At 67.3% G+C, this 21,203-nt stretch carries 20 protein-coding genes; 12 read left to right on the plus strand and 8 right to left on the minus strand.

Annotated elements, in window-relative coordinates; all coding sequences use genetic code 11:
• Positions 1–28 precede the first annotated feature (28 nt).
• From ACMV_RS14175 to ACMV_RS14190, 4 genes are read left to right on the plus strand one after another with little or no spacing between them, the layout of a single operon-like run.
• Positions 29–1,396, plus strand: a complete 1,368-nt coding sequence (locus tag ACMV_RS14175; RefSeq protein WP_013635006.1) for an IS5 family transposase — start codon at positions 29–31, stop codon at positions 1,394–1,396.
• 48 nt (positions 1,397–1,444) lie between these two features.
• A complete protein-coding gene (locus tag ACMV_RS14180; protein WP_013640870.1) occupies positions 1,445–1,630 on the plus strand; it encodes a hypothetical protein in 186 nt (61 codons plus the stop codon).
• Positions 1,618–2,013, plus strand: coding sequence for a hypothetical protein (locus tag ACMV_RS14185; protein ID WP_013640871.1), 396 nt, complete (start codon positions 1,618–1,620; stop codon positions 2,011–2,013). The genes ACMV_RS14180 and ACMV_RS14185 overlap by 13 nt, the downstream gene beginning before the upstream one ends.
• Entirely contained in the window at positions 2,010–2,315 is a 306-nt protein-coding gene (locus tag ACMV_RS14190) for a YajG family lipoprotein (protein WP_013640872.1), read from the plus strand. Before ACMV_RS14185 ends, ACMV_RS14190 begins: the two co-directional genes overlap by 4 nt.
• On the opposite strand, the gene ACMV_RS14195 is transcribed toward ACMV_RS14190, so the two are convergent.
• From ACMV_RS14195 to ACMV_RS14205, 3 genes are read right to left on the minus strand one after another with little or no spacing between them, the layout of a single operon-like run.
• A complete protein-coding gene (locus ACMV_RS14195; RefSeq protein ID WP_013640873.1) occupies positions 2,285–4,468 on the minus strand; it encodes an RNA degradosome polyphosphate kinase in 2,184 nt (727 codons plus the stop codon). The two genes, ACMV_RS14190 and ACMV_RS14195, sit on opposite strands and share 31 nt — an antisense overlap.
• A gap of 30 nt (positions 4,469–4,498) precedes the next feature.
• Positions 4,499–5,212, minus strand: coding sequence for a P-loop NTPase family protein (locus ACMV_RS14200; protein ID WP_007422427.1), 714 nt, complete (start codon positions 5,210–5,212; stop codon positions 4,499–4,501).
• A gap of 22 nt (positions 5,213–5,234) precedes the next feature.
• The gene (locus ACMV_RS14205; protein ID WP_012040125.1) at positions 5,235–6,329 is read right to left on the minus strand and encodes an AI-2E family transporter; all 1,095 of its coding nucleotides are present in this window, start codon (positions 6,327–6,329) and stop codon (positions 5,235–5,237) included.
• Positions 6,330–6,483: 154 nt separating this feature from the next.
• Here ACMV_RS14205 and purM point away from each other — a divergent pair, with 154 nt between their 5' ends.
• The 4 genes from purM (at position 6,484) to ACMV_RS14220 (ending at position 9,446) form a co-directional block, all read left to right on the plus strand.
• Complete coding sequence (purM, locus tag ACMV_RS14210) at positions 6,484–7,554, plus strand: phosphoribosylformylglycinamidine cyclo-ligase (RefSeq protein ID WP_012040126.1); 1,071 nt, start codon at positions 6,484–6,486, stop codon at positions 7,552–7,554.
• The gene (purN, locus tag ACMV_RS14215) at positions 7,551–8,171 is read left to right on the plus strand and encodes a phosphoribosylglycinamide formyltransferase (protein ID WP_013640874.1); all 621 of its coding nucleotides are present in this window, start codon (positions 7,551–7,553) and stop codon (positions 8,169–8,171) included. The genes purM and purN overlap by 4 nt, the downstream gene beginning before the upstream one ends.
• A 140-nt stretch (positions 8,172–8,311) precedes the next feature.
• Positions 8,312–8,473 (plus strand): hypothetical protein, encoded by a 162-nt coding sequence (locus ACMV_RS20910; RefSeq protein ID WP_154653547.1) that lies wholly within the window; start codon positions 8,312–8,314, stop codon positions 8,471–8,473.
• A 70-nt stretch (positions 8,474–8,543) separates the two neighbouring features.
• Positions 8,544–9,446 (plus strand): EamA family transporter, encoded by a 903-nt coding sequence (locus ACMV_RS14220; RefSeq protein WP_013640876.1) that lies wholly within the window; start codon positions 8,544–8,546, stop codon positions 9,444–9,446.
• A 6-nt stretch (positions 9,447–9,452) separates the two neighbouring features.
• On the opposite strand, the gene argF is transcribed toward ACMV_RS14220, so the two are convergent.
• Both argF and ACMV_RS14230 read right to left on the minus strand, forming a co-directional pair.
• Positions 9,453–10,394, minus strand: a complete 942-nt coding sequence (argF, locus tag ACMV_RS14225; protein WP_007423189.1) for an ornithine carbamoyltransferase — start codon at positions 10,392–10,394, stop codon at positions 9,453–9,455.
• Positions 10,391–11,587, minus strand: a complete 1,197-nt coding sequence (locus ACMV_RS14230; RefSeq protein WP_035186632.1) for an aspartate aminotransferase family protein — start codon at positions 11,585–11,587, stop codon at positions 10,391–10,393. The genes argF and ACMV_RS14230 overlap by 4 nt, the downstream gene beginning before the upstream one ends.
• A 183-nt stretch (positions 11,588–11,770) precedes the next feature.
• On the opposite strand from ACMV_RS14230, the gene ACMV_RS14235 reads away from it, so the two are divergent.
• On the plus strand, positions 11,771–13,276 hold the full coding sequence (locus tag ACMV_RS14235; RefSeq protein ID WP_013640877.1) for a Ppx/GppA family phosphatase: 1,506 nt from the start codon (positions 11,771–11,773) through the stop codon (positions 13,274–13,276).
• On the opposite strand, the gene ACMV_RS14240 is transcribed toward ACMV_RS14235, so the two are convergent.
• Positions 13,277–13,750, minus strand: a complete 474-nt coding sequence (locus tag ACMV_RS14240) for a DUF2147 domain-containing protein (protein ID WP_231844528.1) — start codon at positions 13,748–13,750, stop codon at positions 13,277–13,279.
• 278 nt (positions 13,751–14,028) lie between these two features.
• Between ACMV_RS14240 and ACMV_RS14245 the strand changes: the two genes are divergently transcribed.
• The 3 genes from ACMV_RS14245 to clpA all read left to right on the plus strand — a co-directional run bounded on the left by ACMV_RS14245 (position 14,029) and on the right by clpA (position 18,000).
• On the plus strand, positions 14,029–15,024 hold the full coding sequence (locus tag ACMV_RS14245) for a lipid A deacylase LpxR family protein (RefSeq protein WP_007423193.1): 996 nt from the start codon (positions 14,029–14,031) through the stop codon (positions 15,022–15,024).
• A gap of 74 nt (positions 15,025–15,098) precedes the next feature.
• Positions 15,099–15,455 (plus strand): ATP-dependent Clp protease adapter ClpS, encoded by a 357-nt coding sequence (gene clpS, locus ACMV_RS14250; protein WP_012040133.1) that lies wholly within the window; start codon positions 15,099–15,101, stop codon positions 15,453–15,455.
• 217 nt (positions 15,456–15,672) lie between these two features.
• Positions 15,673–18,000: an ATP-dependent Clp protease ATP-binding subunit ClpA gene (gene clpA, locus ACMV_RS14255; RefSeq protein ID WP_007423195.1), complete on the plus strand. Its 2,328-nt coding sequence runs from the start codon at positions 15,673–15,675 to the stop codon at positions 17,998–18,000.
• Between the two features lie 63 nt (positions 18,001–18,063).
• Here the strand turns inward: clpA and ACMV_RS14260 are convergent, their stop codons facing one another.
• Both ACMV_RS14260 and glcF read right to left on the minus strand, forming a co-directional pair.
• Positions 18,064–19,803, minus strand: coding sequence for a hypothetical protein (locus ACMV_RS14260; protein ID WP_231844431.1), 1,740 nt, complete (start codon positions 19,801–19,803; stop codon positions 18,064–18,066).
• 88 nt (positions 19,804–19,891) lie between these two features.
• Positions 19,892–21,202, minus strand: a complete 1,311-nt coding sequence (gene glcF, locus ACMV_RS14265; RefSeq protein WP_012040135.1) for a glycolate oxidase subunit GlcF — start codon at positions 21,200–21,202, stop codon at positions 19,892–19,894.
• Between the last annotated feature and the right edge of the window lies 1 nt (position 21,203).

A 21,203-nucleotide genomic window follows, 5' to 3' on the forward strand; every position in this document is an offset into this window, starting at 1 on the left:
ACATCATGCGTTTGGCGTGGAGGAAAGAATGCCGCCGAAGCTGAATGCCTCGCAGGATGATCTCGAACTGTTCCGCTCGCGGCTGGAGAACATCATCGACCAGCGGCATCCCCTGGTGCGGCTGGCCCGGCTGATCGACTGGCGGGTTTTCGAGGAACGCTTCGGCTCACTCTACGCCGAGGCGGCGGGACGTCCGGCACTGCCGACCCGCCTGATGGTGGCGCTGCATCTTCTCAAGCACATGGATGGGCTGTCCGACGAAGCGATCTGCGCGCGCTATCTCGACAGTCCGTATGTCCAGGCATTCTGCGGCGAGACGCATTTCCAGCACACGCTGCCGCTTGACCGATCCTCGATGACGCGCTGGCGCAAACGGATCGGGCCCGAGCGGATGGAGGCCCTGCTCGCCGAGACGCTGGCGGCCGCCGAGCGGGGTGGGGCCGTGGCGGAGAAGCACTACAAGCGGGTCACCATCGATACCACGGTCCAGCCAAAGGCCGTGACGCATCCGACCGACAGCAAGCTCCTGCACAGCGGCATCGAGACACTGGCGCGGATGGCACGCAAGCACGGTATCACGCTACGCCAGTCGTATCGCCGGGTCGCGCGCTACGCCAGGCAGGAGGCGGCGCGCCTGCACCATGGTGGCAAACGCCGCGAGGCCGAGGCTCGCGTGCGCAAGCTGCGAACCTGGCTGGGCCGGCTGGCTCGTGACATCACCCGCAAGATCGCAGGCAACGCTGAAGCGAAGGCCACTTTCGCCGAAACGCTGGGCCTGATCAATCGCCTGCTTCGCCAGAAGCGCTCCGACCGCGGTGCCGACAAGCTCTATTCCCTGCACGCGCCTGAGGTGGAGTGCATCGGCAAGGGCAAGGCCAGGACGCGATTCGAATTCGGCGTGAAGGTCTCCATCGCCACCACCAACGCCGCCGCACCCGGCGGTCAGTTCGTTCTCGGCATGCAGAGCCAGCCGGGAAATCCCTATGACGGCCACACCCTGGCCGGCCAGATCGAGCAGGTCGAGCGGATCACCGGCGTTGCCGTCGCCCGCGCCTATGTCGACCGCGGCTATCGCGGCCACGGCGTCGAAGCCGAGGGCAGAAGGATCTTCATCTCCCGCCAGAAACGCGGCATCACCCCCACCATCCGCCGCGAGTTGCGCCGACGCACAGCCATCGAACCCGTCATCGGCCACATGAAGACCGATGGCCATCTGGGGCGAAACTTCCTGCTCGGCTTCGACGGTGATGCCATCAACGCCATCCTTGCCGGCGCCGGCCACAACCTCCGGCTGCTCCGCAGATGGCTGATCAGGCTTCTTTGCGCCATCTTCACATGGCTCTCGGCCGCAAGACCCTCTCCAGACCTTCGCCTACCGAACTACCACATCGCTTAATTCACAGACGACGAGATAGTCTCGGATGCCGCCGGGCGGTCGGACGGGATGGCCCTGCTCTCGGTGCTGGGCGTGCTCAGCTACATCTGCCTCGGCGTCTTCGCCGTGGTGGTGCGTGGCCAGCTCTTTGCGCCCGAGGCCTATGGGATGGGGCTTGGCTCCGCGATCGCCGCGGGGGCGTTTGGCATGGGTCTGAAGGCCCGGTTCGGGGGCAATGCGCGATGCCAGCCGTGATCCTTCCGCTGCTGAGCCGGTTCGCGCCATGGATCCTGGGTGTGGTGCTGCTCGCCGGCCTGCTGCTCTATGGCTGGCACCTCGAGGCTGCGCTGCGGGCGGCGCGGGCCGAGGTGCGGGGCGGGCAGGGGACGATCGCGCGGCTGATGGCGACGAATTCCGAGAACCGCGCCGAACTCGCGCGGCTGACCGCCGATGAGACGGCCTGGCAAACGGCGCTGACCACCGCTGCGGCGGCGGATGCGCGCGGCGTTGCGCTCTCGCAGCGGATTCTGACGGCTGTGGCGGCAGCGCCGCCGACACAGGATGGCGCGGTGGCTCCGGTGCTGGCCGGCGCACTCTCGCAGCTTGCGGCGGCGCAGGACGGGAGGGTGAAGCCATGACCGCGCGGGGTCTCATGCTGGCGGTGGTGCTGCTTGCGGGATGCGCGGCGCCGCCCCCGCAGGTCGTCACCCGGATCCGGGTCGTCGAGCCGCGGATTCCGCCATCGCTGCTTGCATGCCCGCCGGCCCCGGCCGTGCCGCTTGTGCAACGGCAATCGCAGGTGGCGACCTATGTCGCGGAATTATGGGAGGCGGGCGAGATCTGCCGGAACCATCTGGCGGCGGTGGCCGGCGCGTTGCGACCACATCCCGTGCCGCCGGTTGTCACCCATCAATCGTTGGTCAGGAAGGTCTTGCGATAGCGGATCTGGTCGCGTTGCTGCTGGGTGAGCGGGCCGCGCAGCGCCGAGCCGCGACCCGACAGGGACGGATTGGTCATGAAATATTCATGCGCCGAAACGGGCGGATCGCCCGGCAGGACCCTCGTCCAGACGCCATCGGGTCCGAGCGTCCAGGAGTCGACATCGTCGCGCAGGTCGACGGCCATGATCTGGTCGAGCACCTGGGCGTGGACGGTGGGGTTGTGGATCGGCACGAAGGTTTCCACCCGCCAGTCCATGTTGCGGGCCATCCAGTCCGCGCTGGAGATGAAGACCTTGTTCTCGCGGTCGGGCATCCGCGCGCCGTTGGCGAAGACGGCGATCCGCGCATGCTCGAGGAAGCGGCCGATGATCGACTTGACGCGGATGTTTTCGGAAAGGCCGGGCACGCCGGGGCGAAGGCAGCAGATGCCGCGCACCACGCAGGAAACCGGGACGCCGGCGGCCGAGGCGCGGTAGAGATGGTCGATCAGCCGCTCGTCGACCAGCGAATTCAGCTTGAGCCAGATGCCCGACGGGCGGCCGGCGCGCGCCGCCTCGATCTCGGCGTCGATCAGCGCGGCGATGACGCGGCGGGTCGTGATCGGGCTGTAGACGAGCTGGTCCATCTGCTCGGGCCGGGCATAGCCGGTCATGTAGTTGAACAGGCGGGCGGCGTCGCGCGTCAGCTGCTGGTCGCAGGTGAAGAAGGACAGGTCGGTATAGATGCGCGCGGTGATCGGGTGGTAGTTGCCGGTGCCGAAATGCGCGTAGGCGCGCATGGCGCTGCCCTCGCGCCGGACCACGAGCGAGAGCTTGGCGTGCGTCTTCAGTCCGAGAAAGCCATAGACGACCTGCACGCCGGCAGCCTCGAGCGCACGGGCGAGGCGGATATTGGCCTCCTCGTCGAATCGGGCGCGCAGCTCCACCATGGCGGTGACGCTCTTGCCCGATTCCGCGGCTTCGATCAGCGCGCCGACGATGGGAGAGTCGCGGCTGGTGCGGTAGAGCGTCTGCTTGATCGCGACCACGTTGGGGTCGGAGGCGGCCTGGCGGAGGAACTGGACCACCACGTCGAAGCTCTCGAACGGGTGGTGGACGATGATGTCCTTGTTGCGGATGGCGGCGAAACAGTCGCCGCCGAAGTCCCGGATGCGTTCGGGAAAACGCGGCGTATAGGCAGGGAAGAGCAGTTCCGGACGGTCGTCGACGATCATCTCCTTCAGATCGACGAGGCCGAGCATGCCGGGTTCGACAAAGAGCTGGTCCTCGGGCGCCTCGACCTCGTCGATGACGAGGGTGCGCAGGTCGTCCGGCAGGTCGGCGGCAAGGGTGAGTTCGATCGCGGCGCCCCGGCGGCGGCGCTTCAGCGCGGTTTCGTAGGACTGGACGAGATCTTCAGCCTCTTCCTCGAACTCCACATCGGTATCGCGGCAGACGCGGAACAGGCCGGAGCCGGCGAGGCGGAAGCCGTGGAACAGCCGGTCGAGGAAGAGGATCACCAGATCCTCGAGCTTGACGAACCGGATCGTCGCCGGTGACGGATCGGGCAGGCGGATGAAGCGCCGGATCTGCGCGGGCAGCGGGATGAGCGCCCGCATCACGCCGGAATCCTCCTGGCGGATCAGCTTGAGCGCGAGCACGAGGCCCATGTTCTGGACGAAGGGGAACGGGTGCGCGGGGTCGATCGCGAGCGGGGTGAGGACGGGGAAGACCCGCTCCATGAAATGCTGGTCGAGAAAGGCGCGGTCGGCCTCGTTCAGCTCGTGCGGCGCGATGATGGTGAGGCCGGCGCCGGCCAGTTCGGCGAGCACGGTGCCGAGCACACGCTGCTGGGTCTCCATCAGGGCGCGGGCGCAGCGGTTGATTTCGCCGAGTTGCTGGGTGGGCGTCAGACCATCCGACGAACGGAGGGCGAGGCCGGCGCGCGCCTGGCCGATCAGCCCGGCAACGCGGACGGAATAGAATTCGTCGAGATTGGAGCCGCTGATCGAGATGAATCGCAGCCGTTCCAGCAGCGGATAGCGGGGATTTTCGGCGGCGGCGACGACGCGCGAATTGAATGCCAGCCAGGATAGCTCGCGGTTGATGAAGCGGTCGGAATCGCCGGCCGGCATCGGCTCGGTGGCTGTTCGGGGCAGGGTTTCCTGGTCCATGCCGGCAGTCTGCCACGAAAGGCCGGCCGACTAAAGCAGAGACATGATCGCGGCGGGCGGCGCCTCGGCGGGCGGAGGGGGTTCGAGGTCGTTTTCCTCCGGGTCGGCGAGCTCGTCGAGCAGCCGTTCGGCGAGGCGGCGCGACGGCGCGGTGCCAAGGGCGAGGGCGTAGCGGTCGAGCCGGGCGATGGCTTCGCGCAGCACCGCGGGGCGGCGCGGCAGCCTGGTCAGCAGGAACTGGTGCAGCGCCGGCGGCAGGCTCATCTGCCGCGCGGCGGCGAGGCGGTGCAGCAGGGCGTCGAGCAGTTCAGGTTCGGCCGGCTCGATCCGGATGGTCAGGCTGGCGCGCAACCGGCTGGCGAGATCCGGCGGTTCGACGGGCAGCCGCGCCGGCGGTGTGCGGCAGGTCATCAGCACCGGCACGGCGGCCTGGGTGGCGCGTTCAAGGGTTGCGAACAGGGCGAGTGGGGCTGCTGCGGCATCGATATCCTCGATGAGCAGCGGCGCCCCCCCGGGGCTTGCCGGTGTGCGCAGGCGGGCGGCGTCAAGCCGCGTCGCGCAGGTTCGGGCGGCCCAGATCCAGGCGAGGTGCGATTTGCCGCTGCCCGCCTCACCCCAGAGGACCAGGCGGCGATTCACCCAGTCGCCCGGTGCGGCGAGCGCCGCGCGGGCGGCGGCATTCGACGCCGCTTCGATGAAATCGGCCAGCGCGAAGCGTTCGGGCTCGTCGAACGGCAGGGCCATCTGCCGCGGCTCGTATCCGGCGCTACGCACTGTGCCGCGGCGGGTCGAGATAGAGCGGGCTCTGCAGGTAGTGGCGCAGCCAGAACCGCGCGAGCACGCCGAGCGTCGCGGTGACCGGCACGGCCAGCAGGACACCGAGGAAGCCGAACGTCTCCGCCCCGGCGAACAGCGCGAAAATCACCCAGACGGAGGACAGGCCGAGCCTGTCGCCGAGAAAGCGCGGTGCGACCACATAGTCGTTCAGCAACTGGCCGATGACGAAGATGCCGCCGACGACCAGCACGTGGTCGAGGCCGCCGAACTGGCCGAGGGCGAGCACGATCGAGGAGACCGCGCCGACGATGGTGCCGACATAGGGAATGAAGGACAGCAGCCCGGCGGTGAGACCGACCACGAGGCCGAGGTTGAGACCCGCGAGCGTCAACGTGGCCGCGTAGAAGACGCCGAGAAACAGGCAGCATATCGCCTGGCCACGCAGCCAGGCATTCAGGATCCGGCTGATCTCGCGCGCGAGGTTGCGGATCACGCTTTCATATGAGCGAGGCAGCCATGAATCGAGCCGTCCCATGACCAGCGGCCAGTCGCGCAGGAAGTAGAACGCGACGATCGGCGTGATCACCAGAAGGGTGAGGATGTTGAACAGCGCAAAGCCGGTTCCCAGCACCTGGCGCGCCGCCGAGCCCGCGAAATTCACGATCGCTCCCGCCTCGTTGCTGACGAGGGACTGGAGCTTGTTCGAGACGAAGCCGGAGCCGAATCGTGCCTGGATGAGGCTGATCTGATGGGCGGTAAATTTCTGCAACCCGGCGATCATGCCCGGCAACTGCTGGGCGAGCAGGCTGATCTGTGCCGAAATCAGCGGATAGAGCAGCAGCGCGCAGAGGCCGACGCCGGCGATCATCGCGAGCAGCATGATGATTGCCCCGAGGGATCGGGGCAGGCCCAGCCGGTGCAGGGCGGAGACCGCAGGGTCGAGGAAATAGGCGATGCCCGCCGCCGCAACAAAGGGCAGCAGGATCGCCGAGAACAGGCGCAGGAACAGCACGAGCAGCAGCAGTCCTGCCGCGATCCAGCCGAAGCGCTGCCAGCGGAAGCCGGTTCCGGTCATGTCGCTCATGGGCGGGGTCGGCCGTCCGAGTTGCCTTGCAGGTCGCGCTGTGGTGATAACCGCGCCATCGCGATGGCCGGGGTTGGCCCGGGGGGCGGCCTGGTGCCGCTGTGCAGGGTGGCCGAAGCATCCATGAACCGAGACTAGCGCATCGGAGGCGGGCATGACCAGCAAGGACGACGGCAAGAGGCAAACCTATCGTGCCGCCGGCGTGGATATCGAGGCGGGCGACGCCCTGGTCGAGGCCATCAAGCCGCTGGCGAAGGCGACGACCCGGGCCGGCGTGGTCGGTGGCATCGGCGGTTTCGGCGCGCTGTTCGACCCCCGGGCGGCGGGGTTCACCGATCCCGTCCTGGTCGCGACGACCGACGGCGTGGGCACCAAGCTGCGGCTGGCGATCGATACCGGGATTCACGATACGGTCGGCATCGACCTTGTTGCCATGTGCGTCAACGATCTGGTCGTGCAGGGGGCGGAACCGCTGTTCTTCCTCGATTATTTCGCGACCGGGCGGCTCGACCCCGCGATTGCGGCGCGGGTCATCGCCGGTATCGCCGAGGGGTGCCGGCAGGTCGGCTGCGCGCTGACCGGCGGCGAGACGGCGGAAATGCCGGGCATGTATGGCGCGGGGGATTACGACCTTGCCGGCTTCGCGGTCGGCGCCGCCGAGCGCGGTCGCCTGCTGCCCGAGGGTGTCGCGCCTGGCGACATCCTGCTCGGCCTGCCCAGCACCGGCGTGCATTCCAACGGGTTTTCCCTGGTCCGCCGGATCATCGAAACCGCCGGGCTTGGGCTTGACGCCCCGGCGCCCTTCGCGCCTGGGCAGACGCTCGGCGCCGCGCTGATGGCGCCGACGGCGCTTTACGTCCGCCCGGTGCTGGCGCTGGCGCGGGCGGGGCTGCTGCGCGCCGCCGCGCACATCACCGGCGGCGGCCTGCCCGGCAATCTGCCGCGGGTGCTGCCCGAGGGCACCTCGGCGGTGATCGACCAGCCTTGGCCGGTGCCGCCGGTCTTTTCGTGGTTGGCGCGGGCCGGCGATGTCGCGGCGGCGGAGATGTTGCGCGTGTTCAACTGCGGGATCGGCATGGTGCTGGTGGTCCGTCCTGCGGACGAACCGGCCGCGCGGGCACTGCTGGCGGAAACCGGGATCGAGTCACACCGCCTTGGCCGTATCGCCAGCGCGTCCGGAACGCCGGAGGTGACGATCGAGCGGGCGGACGCACTCTTCGCATGAAGAGCCGCGTCGGCATCCTGATTTCGGGGCGCGGCTCGAACATGGAGGCTCTGGTTGCCGCGGCGGCGGCGGAGGACTTTCCGGCCGAGATCGCGATCGTGCTGTCGAACCGGGCTGCGGCGCCGGGGCTCGAGACGGCCCGCCGCGCCGGCATTCCGGCGAGGGCTATTCCGGCGCGGGATTTTGGCGTGGACCGTGCGGCGCATGAGGCGGCGATCGATGCGGCGCTGCGCGAGGCGGGATGCGAACTCGTCTGCCTCGCCGGTTACATGCGGTTGCTGACGCCATTTCTGGTCGGCCGCTGGGCCGGGCGGATGCTGAATATCCACCCCTCGCTGTTGCCGGCGTTTCCGGGGCTCGACACCCATGCCCGCGCGCTCGCCGCCGGTGTGAGGCTGCATGGCTGCACCGTTCATCTCGTGACGGAAGTGATGGACGAGGGGCCGATACTCGCGCAGGCGGCGGTTCCCGTGCTGCCCGGCGATACCGAGGCGAGCCTGGCAGCCCGTGTGCTCGTCCAGGAGCACAGGATCTATCCGCAGGCGTTGCGCAACCTCATCTGCGGCGAACAGGTGCCCGCCGACCCACGGGCCAGTCTACTCAACCCTTGCGTTTGACTGCGGGACGCAATATCAACCGGAGAAGTCACAAGGATGTGTTTCGCCGTTGCGGGGGCGCGGCCATGTCCGGCGTGGCTGCGAGAGAACACAACGGTCACGCAAGGTGACGGCGGCAAGAAAGGTTCAAGGCACGTATGATGGCTGACACGGAAGGCCCCAAGAAGTTCCCGATCGGTCTGGAACAGCTTGAACAGTCCAGTCAGACGGGCTGGAATAGCTTCTCGCGCTTCATCACGGTCACCACGATCTGCGTGATCGTCACCATCCTGCTGATCGCCGCCTTTACCGTCTGGAGCTGACGCCGGACCGTCTCCGCCGCTTCGTCCTGGCACGCCCGGCCGTGCCGCCACGTGTCAGACAAGGTCGGTCGTGAGCGAGTCGCAAGTTCTAAGTCCGCGCCATGCATTGCTCGCTCTGGCCGTCGTGGCCGTGTGGGGCACTAATTTCGTCGTCATTCGCCTGGCTCTCGACCAGTTTCCACCGTTTCTCCTTGCCGGACTGCGCTTCACCCTGGCAGCCGTGCCGGGTGTTTTCTTTCTGCCTCGGCCGCGGGTGAAGTGGTCCAATCTTGCCGCCTACGGCCTGCTGATCGGCGCCGGCCAGTTCGGCCTGCTGTTCTTCGCGATGGACGGGCGGATTTCCCCCGGCCTCGCCTCGCTGGTGATCCAGACACAGGTCTTCTTCACGATCTTTCTCTCGATGGCGCGCATCGGCGAGCGTCTGCGCGTCTTTCAGATCGTCGCCTGTCTGCTCGCCGTCGCGGGCATCGGTGTGATCATGCGGCATGTGAGCGGCGGGACAACCCTGTTCGGCCTGCTGCTGGTGCTGCTGGCCGCCTCGTCCTGGGCGATCGGCAATATCGTTGCGCGGGAGAGCGGGGCGCGCAACGCGCTCGCCTATGTCGTCTGGTCGAGCCTGTTCGCCGCTCCGCCGCTTCTTCTCGTTGCGCTGCTGCGCGAAGGGCCGGCGGCGATCCTCCATTCGGTGACATATGCCACGCCCGCCGGCTGGCTAGCGGTGGTTTGGCAATCGGTCGGCAATAGCTGGTTCGGCTATGGCAGCTGGGCGTTCCTGCTGGCGCGCTACCCTTCGGCAACCGTCAGCCCGATGGCGTTGCTGGTGCCGGTGTTCGGAATGGCCGCCTCAGTGTTCTGGCTCGGCGAACCGATGCCGGCCTGGAAGCTGGGCGCGGCCGGGCTGGTGTTTGCCGGGCTCGCGATCAGCGTGTTCTATCCGCGCTGGCGGGCGGCGCAGCGGCTGCGGACGGCCTGAACCGGATCACGCCGCGCCGAGTGCCCAGGCCAGGATACCTTGCTGGGCGAAGAGCCGGTTTTCCGCCTCGTCGAACACGACCGATTGCGGACCGTCGATGACGCCGGCGCTGACCTCCTCGCCGCGATGGGCCGGCAGGCAGTGCATGAAGATCGCATCCGGCGCCGCTCGTGCCATCAACGCCTCGTCCACCCGGTATGGGGCGAGAATGTTGTGCCGGCTCTCGACGTCCTCGTCACTCATGCTGACCCAGGTGTCGGTGGTGACGCAGCGCGCGCCTTCAACGGCTTCGGCCGGGCTGGTGGTGAGCTGGATGTCGGCGCCCTGCGCGCGCGCCCAGGCGAGTGCCTCGGCGTCGGGTAGCAGCTCTTCCGGACACGCGAGGCGGAGCTGGAAGCCGAACCGGGCCGAAGCCTCGATCCAGCTCTTGGCCATGTTGTTGCCGTCGCCGATCCAGGCGATGCGCTGGCCGGCGATCGGGCCGCGCTGTTCCTCGAAGGTCATCACATCCGCCATCACCTGGCAGGGGTGGGAGCGCTCGGTGAGTCCATTGATCACCGGCACGGTGGCGTGTGCTGCGAGTTCGCGCAGCTTTTCCTCACGGTCGGTGCGCAGCATGATTCCGTCGACATAGCGGGAGAGCACGCGGGCGGTGTCCGCCACCGTCTCGCCGCGGCCGATCTGCATTTCACGCGAGGAAAGCATGATCACCTCGCCGCCGAGCCGGCGCATGCCGATCTCGAAGCTGACGCGGGTGCGGGTGGAGGGCTTCTCGAAGATCAGCGCCAGCGCCCGCCCCGCGAGCGGATGGCCGAGGGCGCGGCCGGCGCGCTTGAAGCGCGTCGCCGTGTCCAGCATGTGGCGCAGCGTCGGCGTGTCGAGCAGCGACAGATCGAGGAAATGGCGCGGCGCCGCGGGGGGGCGCCCGGTATCGATGGCGGCGCTCATTGCGCGGCGTCCCGGGCGGTGGCCGGTTTGCAGCGCCGGGCCGCGGCGTCAAGCCGGGCCAGGGCCTCGTCCACCTCGGCATCGCGCACGATCAGCGGCGGCACCAGGCGCACGACGTTGTCGCCGGCGGCGACAATGAGCAGCCCTTCGGCGAAGCAGGCGTTCTGCACCTCGCCGTTCGGCACCGTGCAGACCAGCCCCTGCATCAGCCCCTGGCCGCGCACACCGGAAAACACATCTGGATGGCGGGCGGCGAGTGTCTCCAGTCCGGCGCGCAGGCGCCGGCCGGTGCGCTCGACCGCATCGAGGAAGCCGGGGGCGAGAACCGTGTCGAGCACGGCATTGCCGGCGGCGCAGGCAAGGGGACCGCCGCCATAGGTCGTGCCGTGGCTGCCGGGCACGAGGCTGGCCGCGACCCGTTCGCCCGCGAGCAGGGCGCCGAGCGGAAACCCGCCGGCGATGCCCTTGGCGGTGCTGACCGCATCCGGCACGACACCCGCCCATTCATGGGCGAAGAGCTTCCCGGTACGGCCCATGCCGCACTGCACCTCGTCGAAGCCGAGCAGAAGGCCGAACTCGTCGGCCGCGGCACGCAGCCCGCGCAGATATTCCATTGTCGCCGGGCGGATGCCGCCTTCGCCCTGGATCGGTTCGACCAGGATACCAGCGGTCTCGGGCGTTATGGCGTCACGCAGCGCGTTGAGATTGTTGAACGGCACATGGTCGAAACCGTCGACCGGCGGGCCGAAGCCTTCGAGATATTTGGGGTTGCCGGTCGCGCTGATCATCGCCAGCGTGCGGCCGTGGAACGCGCCTTGCGCGCAGATGACGCGGTAGCGCTCGGGCTTGCCCTCGCGCGCCATGGTCTTGCGGAAGGCCTTGACCAGAGCTTCGTTCGCCTCGGCGCCCGAATTGCAGAAAAAGACGCTATCGGCGAAGCTCGCCGCGACGAGGCGGGCGGCGAGGCGTTCGGCCTGCGGCACGCGATAGAGATTCGAGACGTGGATCACCTTCGCCGCCTGATCGGCAATCGCCCGGGTCAGGCCGGGATGGCCGTGGCCGAGCGAGGAGGTCGCGATCCCGGCGCCGAAATCGAGGAATCGTCGGCCGTCGGCGGCCGTCAGCCAGGCGCCTTCGCCGTGGCTGAACTCGACGTCGATCCGGTTGTAGTTCGGCATGAGGGAAGGGATCATGTCGTGGTCACTTTCTTTCGCAACCACGCTATTGTGCGGAGCCGGGCCGCCAAGTCAAACGCGAAGGGGCGCTCAGGGGTGGCAAATGCCTTCCGGCGCGGCTGGGTTGCGAATAGCGGCGGTCTGCGTCACGGGCCACACCCCCCCCTACCGTCCGTACTCCGGCTGCGCTACGCAGACGACATGACGCGCATGCTTCACGAACCGGCGCCCGGCGCTTTGCGCCGCCGCGCCGTCGTCGATCTCGGGTCGAATTCGGTCCGTCTCGTGGTTTTTCAGGGCGAGTCCCGAAACCCGATGCAGATCTTCAACGAAAAGGCGGTGCTGCGCCTCGCGCGCGGACTGATCCGCACCGGCCGCCTCGATGAGGCGGCGATGGACGAGACGGTGACGGTGATGCGTCGCTACGGGGCCATCGCCCGCGCCATGGGGGCCGCCCCCTTCGAGGCGCTGGCGACCTCGGCCGTGCGCGATGCCGAGAACGGGCCGGATTTTGTCGCCCGTCTCGAGGCCGAGATTCCCGGCCTGAAGGTCATCATCCTGAGTGGCGAGCAAGAGGCGAGGCTGTCCGCCGAGGGCGTGTTGTGCGGCATTCCGGGAGCGGACGGCATTCTCGCCGACCTCGGCGGCGGTTCGCTCGAACTCGTGCGCCTGTCCGAAGGGCGGATCGGCCCGGCGGCGACGGTGCCGATCGGCGTGATCCGACTGGCCGAGCGCGCCCAGGAAGATCGCGCCCGGGCCCGCGCGATCGTGTCCGACGAGCTGGCGGGCGTGCCCTTTCTCGGCGATGGCGAGGGGGGGGATCTGTTCGTGTCGGGCGGGGCCTTCCGTGCGCTGGCGCGCATCCATATCGCCCAGACCGGCTATCCGCTGGCGATGGTGCATCACTACACGGTCGGCCGGGACGAGGCGCGCGACCTGTCCGCGGTGGTTGGCGATGCCAGCCGCAAGCTCATCGAACGAATGCCGGGGGTGGCGCGCAAGCGGATCGACGATCTGCCCTTTGCCGCCATCATCCTGCGCCGCCTGCTGCGCGCGACGGGGGCCAGCCGTGTGGTGTTCAGCGCCAACGGCCTGCGCGAGGGCTGGTTCCTGCGCCAGTTGCCCGAGGCGATGCGCACCCAGGATCCGCTGATCGCGGCCGGCCGGGACCTCACGGTGGGGCTGCTGCGCGACCCTGCTTTGCCCGGCGCGCTGATTGCCTGGACAGCGACGCTGTTCCCCGACGAATCCGCCTCGCACCGCAGGCTGCGTGAAGGGGCGTGCTGGTTCTCCGATATCGGCAATCACGAACATCCGGAATATCGCGCCGAGCAGGCCTTCCTGCGGGTGCTGCGGCAGACCGGTGTCGGGCTCGACCATCACGCCCGCGCCTTTCTCGCTCTCACTCTCGCGCTGCGTTACGAGGCGCCGGTGGAAAGCGCGTTTCTGGCGCCGGCCCGGGCGCTGCTCGACATGGCGACGGCGCGGCGCGCCGAAACGCTGGGGGCGGCGTTGCGCCTCGCCTACACCCTGTCGGCCGGCACGCCGGCGCTGCTTGCGGCGACGAGACTGCTACGCGACGACAGCCGGCTCGTTCTGTTTCTCGATGCGCGGAGTGGGGTCTTCGCCGGCGATCCGATCGAGCGGCGCCTGGCGAGGCTGGGCTCGCTGGTCGGGCTCGAGGCCGAAATCCGCGCGGCGGGGTAATCACTCCCGCGCGCGGCCGCCATTCCGCCCGGCGGCGGCGATCTGGGTCTGATCGATCCGGCAGGAGTCCGGCACCTGTCCGTCGTAGCGCATCCAGTGCCGCGTCTCACCAAAGATCGGCAGGCCGATATAGCCGCGCAGCGCCAGCTGGCCCGCGCGGTCGACGCGGAATTGGGCGTGGTAACGGTTGCCATTGCGCGGATTGACGATGCGGCCCCGCCAGAGCTCTCCGTTGCGCCGAACGGATGGACGGATCAGCTCGAACCCGCATTGGGGCCGGCCTTGCCAGTCAACTGGCATACGCGCGCCGCTATCGAGCATGATGCCGACGATGCGTCCACACAAAGCCTTCCCATCATGACAGCGCGCAATGCGGACCACGGCGCCCCCCTCGCCGGTCAGCCAGTCGCCAACAGGCGAGGCCGCGCGCGCCAATACGGGTGTTGCGAGCACCACGGCCAGAAGGGCCAGCATCAGCACGATACGGCGCAGGGCTGCCCGGCCAATTCGTTCGGTATGAGACCTGATCACGAGGGTTATCATTTGACTGTGAAATGGTTGTTCATCCGGCGGTGAAAATCGCAAGTCTTCACATGTGTCTTATGCGCATCCCGATGTCTTTTCGGCGGCAGCTGTGTCCCGCATTCAACACTTGACTTGCAATCGTTCCACCGGGAACGATTTCTCCTTCGAACATTTTTCCATCCTTCGGGCTGCCCTTGCGGCCCGATCATCCAAGCAGGACGCTCCAGATGAACCGAATCCTGGCCGCTCTCGCCACGTCCGTCTCCATGCTTGCGCTGATTCCCGCGCCGGCCCGTGCGGGGGGAACGTTCCCAAGCGGCATCTGGACGCTGCAGGACGAGAACGCGTCGATCAGCACGCAAAGCCTGACCGATCGCTTTTATGTGAATGGATTTCATCTCGGCTGGACGTCGAATCCAGGGGCGGTGCCGCAGGGCTTGGCGGCGTGGGGGCATGCGGTGCTCGGCCAGGGGCGCCAGCGCGTCAGCATCAGCCTCACCCAGAAGATCTTCACGCCGGCGGCGACCACGCTGATCAACCCGCCGGTCAATGACGAACCCTATGCCGGTTCGCTGCTGGCAAGTTTCAGCCTCATCCAGGACACGCACCGGACGCGAACGATCATGGGGTTCGACACCGGCGTGTTCGGGCGCGATGCCGGGGCCGAGATCGTCCAGAACACGACGCATGCGATCATTGGCCAGGGGCGGACGCATGGCTGGGCCTATCAGTTGCCGAGCGAGCCGGCCTTCGATCTGTTCGCCTCCCGCATCTGGCGGCTGCCATTGACGAGCCCGGGCGCTGGGTTGGAGGCCGATGCGCTGCCGCAGATTTCGGCAATGGCCGGCACGACCGAAATCTATGCCGAACCGGGCGTGGTCTTCCGCGTCGGCGAGGGGCTCGGCGCCGATTTCGGCGCGCCCCTGATCAGCCCCGGCCCGTCCGGCGGCGATGCCTACAGCGCACGCCGCTTTGCCTGGTATGTCTTCGCCGGCGCCGGGGCGAAGCTGGTCGCGCATGACGAATATCTACAGGGGACGCTGTTCCAGCCGAGCCGGTCCGTGCAGCCCTACCGGGTGGTCGGCTCGGTCGAGGCCGGGGTGGCGGTCATCTGGCGCGGAGTGCGCCTGACCTACACGCAGGTGTTCCAGACCGAGCGCTTCCATGGGCAGACCGGCGGGATCCACGAATACGGCTCGTTCGCCGCTTCGGTCCGCTTCTGACCGGACCCCTCACGGCGAATCGACGGTCGGGCGAAAATTTTCTCTTTCCCACCGCCGGGGCGTATGGATAGGATATGGTGGTGAGGACCGAGAATACGCTGATGTCAGGCTCAGATCGTCGAGGAACCGGAAACGGGTTGGGCACCGGAGTGGCGACCAGGACGCGCACGAAAACGCGCAAGCCGTCCCTGTACAAGGTGTTGATGCTGAACGATGATTACACGCCGATGGAATTCGTCGTTCATGTGCTTGAGCGGTTCTTCGGCAAGAGCCGCCAGGAGGCCGAGCGGATCATGCTGCATGTGCACCGGCGGGGTGTCGGGGTGTGCGGCGTGTTCACCTATGAGGTTGCTGAAACCAAGGTGACGCAGGTCATGGACCTTGCCCGCCAGAGCCAGCATCCTCTGCAGTGCACGATCGAGAAGGAATAGGGCGGTGCAGGCCGCCGCCGGGCGCGATGATGGCATGGAAGTGTTGTTCCCGGTCACTATTGCGAAAGATTTTCGGCGTATCATGTCAGTATTGCGACAGGCCTGTTGAAGGACATTGGAAACCGGCCTGACGAAAGGACCGCGGCTTGGGCCGCATCGGGCTTGACCAGGGTGGCACGGGCTGCCCGACGGAAGACCGGCTTGGAGAGTATCGGATATGCTGTCTCGCAATCTTGAACAGACGCTGCACCGGGCCCTCGGCTTCGCCGCTGAGCGCCGGCATGAATATGCGACGCTGGAGCATCTTCTGCTGGGCCTGATTGACGACGCCGATGCGTTGACGGTGCTGCGCGCCTGCGGTGTCGACATTGAGCGCCTGCGCCGCGAGACGACCGAATTCCTTGACAAGGAACTGGCCGGACTTGCCACCGACCGTGGCGGCGACCCGAAGCCGACCGCCGGGTTCCAGCGCGTCGTGCAGCGTGCCGCGATCCACGTGCAGTCGTCCGGTCGGGACGAGGTGACCGGCGCCAATGTGTTGGTCGCGCTGTTCTCGGAGCGTGAGAGTCATGCCGTTTACTTCCTGCAGGCGCAGGACATGACCCGGCTGGACGCCGTCAATTTCATCAGCCATGGCATCGCGAAGTCGCCCGGCCGCTCCGTGCCGCGCCCCCCTTCGGGCAGCGCCGAGGGCACGGAGGCCGAACCCGAGCAGAAGCCGAAGCGCGGACAGGACGCACTGGCGAATTATTGCGTCAATCTCAACAAGAAGGCGCAATCCGGCAAGATCGACCCGCTCATTGGCCGCGAAACCGAGATCGAGCGGACGATCCAGATTCTCTGCCGTCGTTCGAAGAACAATCCGCTCTTCGTCGGCGATCCCGGCGTTGGCAAGACCGCGATCGCCGAGGGCCTGGCCAAGCGCATCGTCGACGGCGAGGTCCCGGAAGTGCTGGCCAAGGCGACGATCTATGCGCTCGACATGGGGGCACTGCTCGCCGGGACACGGTATCGTGGCGATTTCGAGGAGCGGCTCAAGGCGGTCGTTTCCGAGCTTGAGGCCATGCCCGGAGCGGTGCTGTTCATCGACGAAATTCATACCGTTATCGGCGCCGGTGCGACCTCCGGCGGCGCCATGGATGCCTCGAACCTGCTCAAACCGGCGCTCTCATCCGGCGCGCTGCGTTGCATTGGCTCGACGACCTACAAGGAATTCCGCTCCTATTTCGAGAAAGATCGCGCACTGGTGCGCCGGTTCCAGAAAATCGACGTGAACGAGCCCTCGATCGATGATGCGGTAAAGATCCTGCGCGGCCTCAAGACGACCTACGAGAAGCATCACAAGGTCCGCTACACCGACGAGGCGATCCGCGCCTCGGTCGAGCTTTCGGCGAAATACATCCACGACCGCAAACTGCCGGACAAGGCGATCGATGTGATCGATGAGGTTGGCGCCTCGCGGATGCTGCTGCCCGAGAACAAGCGGCGCAAGACCGTCACGTTGCGCGATGTCGAGGAAATCGTTGCCAAGATCGCGCGGATTCCGCCCAAATCGGTTTCGGCCGACGACAAAGAGACTCTGCGCACGCTTGAGCGGGATCTCAAGTCGATGGTGTTTGGCCAGGATTCCGCGATTGAGGCGTTGTCCGCGGCGATCAAGCTGGCCCGCGCGGGACTGCGCGACGCCGAGAAGCCGATCGGCTGCTACCTCTTCTCCGGCCCCACAGGCGTCGGCAAGACCGAGGTTGCCCGTCAGCTGGCCTCCACCCTGGGGATCGAGCTGACGCGGTTCGATATGTCGGAATACATGGAACGCCATTCGATCTCCCGCCTGATCGGTGCGCCGCCGGGCTATGTCGGGTTCGACCAGGGCGGCCTGCTGACCGATTCGGTCGACCAGCATCCGCACTGCGTGCTGCTGCTCGATGAGATTGAAAAGGCACATCCAGACCTGTTCAACATCCTGCTGCAGGTCATGGATCACGGCAAACTGACCGACCACAATGGCAAGACGGTTGATTTCCGGAATGTGATCCTGATCATGACGACGAATGCGGGAGCGGCCGATATGGCGAAGACCGCGATCGGCTTCGGTCGTGATGTGCGTCTCGGAGAAGACGAAGAGGCGATCAAGCGCCTCTTCACCCCGGAATTCCGCAACCGGCTCGACGCGGTCATTCCGTTCTCGGGGCTCACACCGGAGATCGTCGCCCGAGTGGTCGAGAAGTTCGTCATGCAGCTTGAGGCACAGCTTGCGGATCGTAACGTGACGATCGAGCTTTCCTCGGCCGCAAAGGAATTCCTCGCCGAGCGTGGTTACGATCCGCTTTACGGCGCGCGGCCACTGGCCCGTGTGATCCAGGAGCAGATCAAGAAGCCGCTCGCCGAGGAGCTGCTGTTCGGCCGGCTGGCAACCGGCGGCGGCGTGAAGGTGACGGTTCGTGACGGTGAACTGGCTTTCGACATTGCCGAGGCACCCAAGCCCGCGCTTCCAAAGCCGGATGGCGACCAGGAAGAGTCGGCGCCGCCGCAGGAAGTCGACTGAAGGTTTCTTTCATTGGAACGGGATGGGCCGGCACGCGCAAAGGCGTGCCGGTCTTTTCTTTTGTCAGCGCGCCGAAATCCGGATCCGGTATAGTCGATAGCCACCGGCATGCCCAAGCGGTTGCAGCCAGGAAGGCGTCTGGCCCGACGTAAGCAGGGGCCAAAGGGCGTCGTCGGCGGCTCCGTGACCGAGAGCCGAATGTGCTCCGTCAGCCCGGCAGAACAAGACGAACGCCGCGCCTGTCGCCCGTACCGCAGCTGGCTCGGCCACGCCCGCCGGAGTGCGCCACGCCTTCCAGTCGCGCATGAAGGCGCGGAGCCCGTGATGATAAAGTGAACCCACGCCGATGACCCGTGTCCGGTAAAGCAACTCCGGTACCAGGCTGGGATCTGTCAGCACGATCCGGCCGGTTGCGGGGGCCAGCAAGGCGGAAGCTGCGCGAAGAGAACAGCGTTCCTGGTTGCCCGGCGTCGCGTTTCGGCCCGCGGCCAGCGCCAGCGCCGGAACATAGGCGAGAACGACCGGAAGCCAGACCAGCCCCAGACGCAATGTCGCCGCTCGCCGCGGCGTTGAGGCAAAGCGGGCGGAAATATCGTGCAGCGCGACGGGAGCCAGTCCGGCCGCGAAGGCGGCCGGATATTGCTGGAAGATCATCATCCGCGCCGTAAGACCCGCCGCGAGCGTCAGCCCGACGGCGGCAATCAGCCAGATGCCCGCGAAGGCCGGTAGGTGTCGGCACCGCCAAAAGCGATGGAGAATGTATCCCAGCCCGAGCAGTGCAGGACCGAGCCGGCTGGCGGCGAGCGCCAGTGTGTCGGTCGGCTGGTCCTCGTTGATGCTGCCGAAGAAGATGTGCATCGCCTTTGCGGGGATCAGGCCGTAGGGCCCCAGCGCCACTTCCGGATACGCCGCCAGCCAGACCGCGAAAACACAGGTGGCGCCGATGAGGCCGAGCGAGGCACGGCGCGTTTCCGGCGCATACCGGTCCAGCCAGGCGAGCCCGGCGCAACTGGTCGCGATCGCAAGCCCAAGCATGGCGTAGACGATCGACAGCCTGTCGATCTCCGGCGTCAGCATGCCGCCGTGCGGCGGGTCGATCCAGAGCGCGAACCATAGTGTTGCCGCGAATCCTGCGCCAATCCGGACCAGGATGAAGCCAAGGCGGCGGAACAGCCACAGATAGCCGAGCGCGCCGAAGCCGAGCACCACGAATGGCATTGTCTCCGGCATCATCCAGATCGCCAGCCCGCCCCACAGACCGGCGGCCCAGGCCATCCGCCTGTCTCCCGCGCCGGCGCGCAGCGTGCAGCCAATGGCGATGGCGGTCAGCGCGACCTGCGCAATGTGGTAATGCACGATGCCGACGACGTTGAAGCTGCGGATGCCAGGCAGCAGCGGCGCGATGATTGCCGGCGCCCAGATCCATCGGCCTCCGGTCAGTGGGGAGGCCGCGAAAGCAAGGCCGACGGCGAGCAGCCCGGCCGAGAGCGGGCCGGTGGCCACGCCGGCCGCGAAGAGCGCGCGGGTCCAGCCAATGAACGGGGCGAGAGGGGCCGCAAGCGCGACGATGACTGCATCGAAAAGTCGCGACCATTCCACGACCAGAGGGTGACCCGAATCGTCGCCCAGAACGATGTTCACGAGATGTCCCGCGGCGAAACCCTGGCGAATTCTGACCAGGCGCATGTAACTGTCAGGATCGAACAACGTGCCGTGCAGAACGGCAGGGATCGTCCGTGCCGAAGCAAGGATCGTAATGGCGGCGGCGACCAGCGCAAGCGCGGTACAGGTTGCGGCAGACAAGGTTGCCCTTCGATCCTGTAACCGGCCCGCCGCTTTCATGCCGCGGTTATTTCACACCACAGCCTAACAGATAATGAATCAGGCGGAATCAGCCGCCGGTTGGCAGCCGGGCCGGGCGGGGGCCGCCGGCCATCCAGTCCAGCAGTTCCACGGTATGGATCGTCGGCAGACCGTCGCCGGCAAGCTGGGTGAGGCAACCGATATTGCCGGCAGCGATGAGGTCCGGCTTGAGGGCGTGCAACGTCCCGAGCTTGCGCGCGCGCAACTGTTCGGACATTTCGGGCTGGAGGATGTTGTAGGTGCCGGCCGAACCGCAGCACAGATGCGGGTCGCGCGGCTCGGCGACGGCGAAGCCGGCGCGGCGCAGCAAGGTTTTCGGTGCATCGGTTACCCGCTGACCGTGCTGCAGCGAGCAGGCCGCGTGATAGGCCACCGTCAGCGGCGCCGCGAGTGTGCGGCTCGGCTGGTAGTCGAGCCGGACCAGAAGTTCGGTGATGTCGACCGAGAGTTCGGAAATACGCGCGGCATCCGCCGCTTCCGGCGTGTTGCGGAGCAGGAAGCCATAATCCTTCAGCACCGTGCCGCAGCCAGACGTATCGGTCACCACGGCATCCAGCCCGCCGGCGCCGATCTCCCGCGTCCAGGCGGCGACATTGGCGCGGGCGAAGCCGAGCGCCGCTTCGTGCCGGCCGAGATGGTGAGTGAGGGCGCCGCAGCATCCGGCGCCGGCGGCGACGACGACCTCGACACCCATCCGGTTGAGCAGGCGGATCGTCGCGTCGTGAATGCCGGGGTCGAGCACCTGCTGCGCGCAGCCGGCGAGCAGGGCGACGCGCGCGCGCCGCTCTCCGTGTGCGGGGAAGACGCCGGGCCGCTCCGTCGAGCTTGGCGGCGGCAGCTTTGCGGGGGCAAGATCGAGCATGGCGCGCATCCGGCGCACCAACGTGCCCTCACCCCGCACGAGGCTGCGGCCGAGCCGGCCGAGCGCCGCCGCGCGCAAAGCCGCGCGGAAGCGGGTGGGATAGGGCAGGATTGCCGCGAGCAGGCTGCGCAGCGCACGGTCATGCGCCGGGCGGTCATAGGTTTCCTCGACCCGCGTGCGGGCGTGATCGATCAGGTGCATGTAATCGACGCCGGAGGGGCAGGTCGTCATGCACGAGAGGCATGACAGGCAGCGGTCGAGATGGAAGGCGACGGGTTCGCTGGCCGGCGCGCCGGTCTCCAGCATGTCCTTGATCATGTAGATGCGGCCACGTGGACTGTCATCCTCGTCGCCGACGGTCACGAAGGTCGGGCAGGTCGCGGTGCAGAAGCCGCAATGCACGCAGGAGCGCAGGATCCGGTCGGCCACCGCGATGTCGGGATCGGCCAGCTGGTCGGGCGTGAAATTGGTTTGCATG

It is taken from the genome of Acidiphilium multivorum AIU301 (assembly GCF_000202835.1).
Classification (GTDB): Bacteria; Pseudomonadota; Alphaproteobacteria; order Acetobacterales; family Acetobacteraceae; genus Acidiphilium; species Acidiphilium multivorum.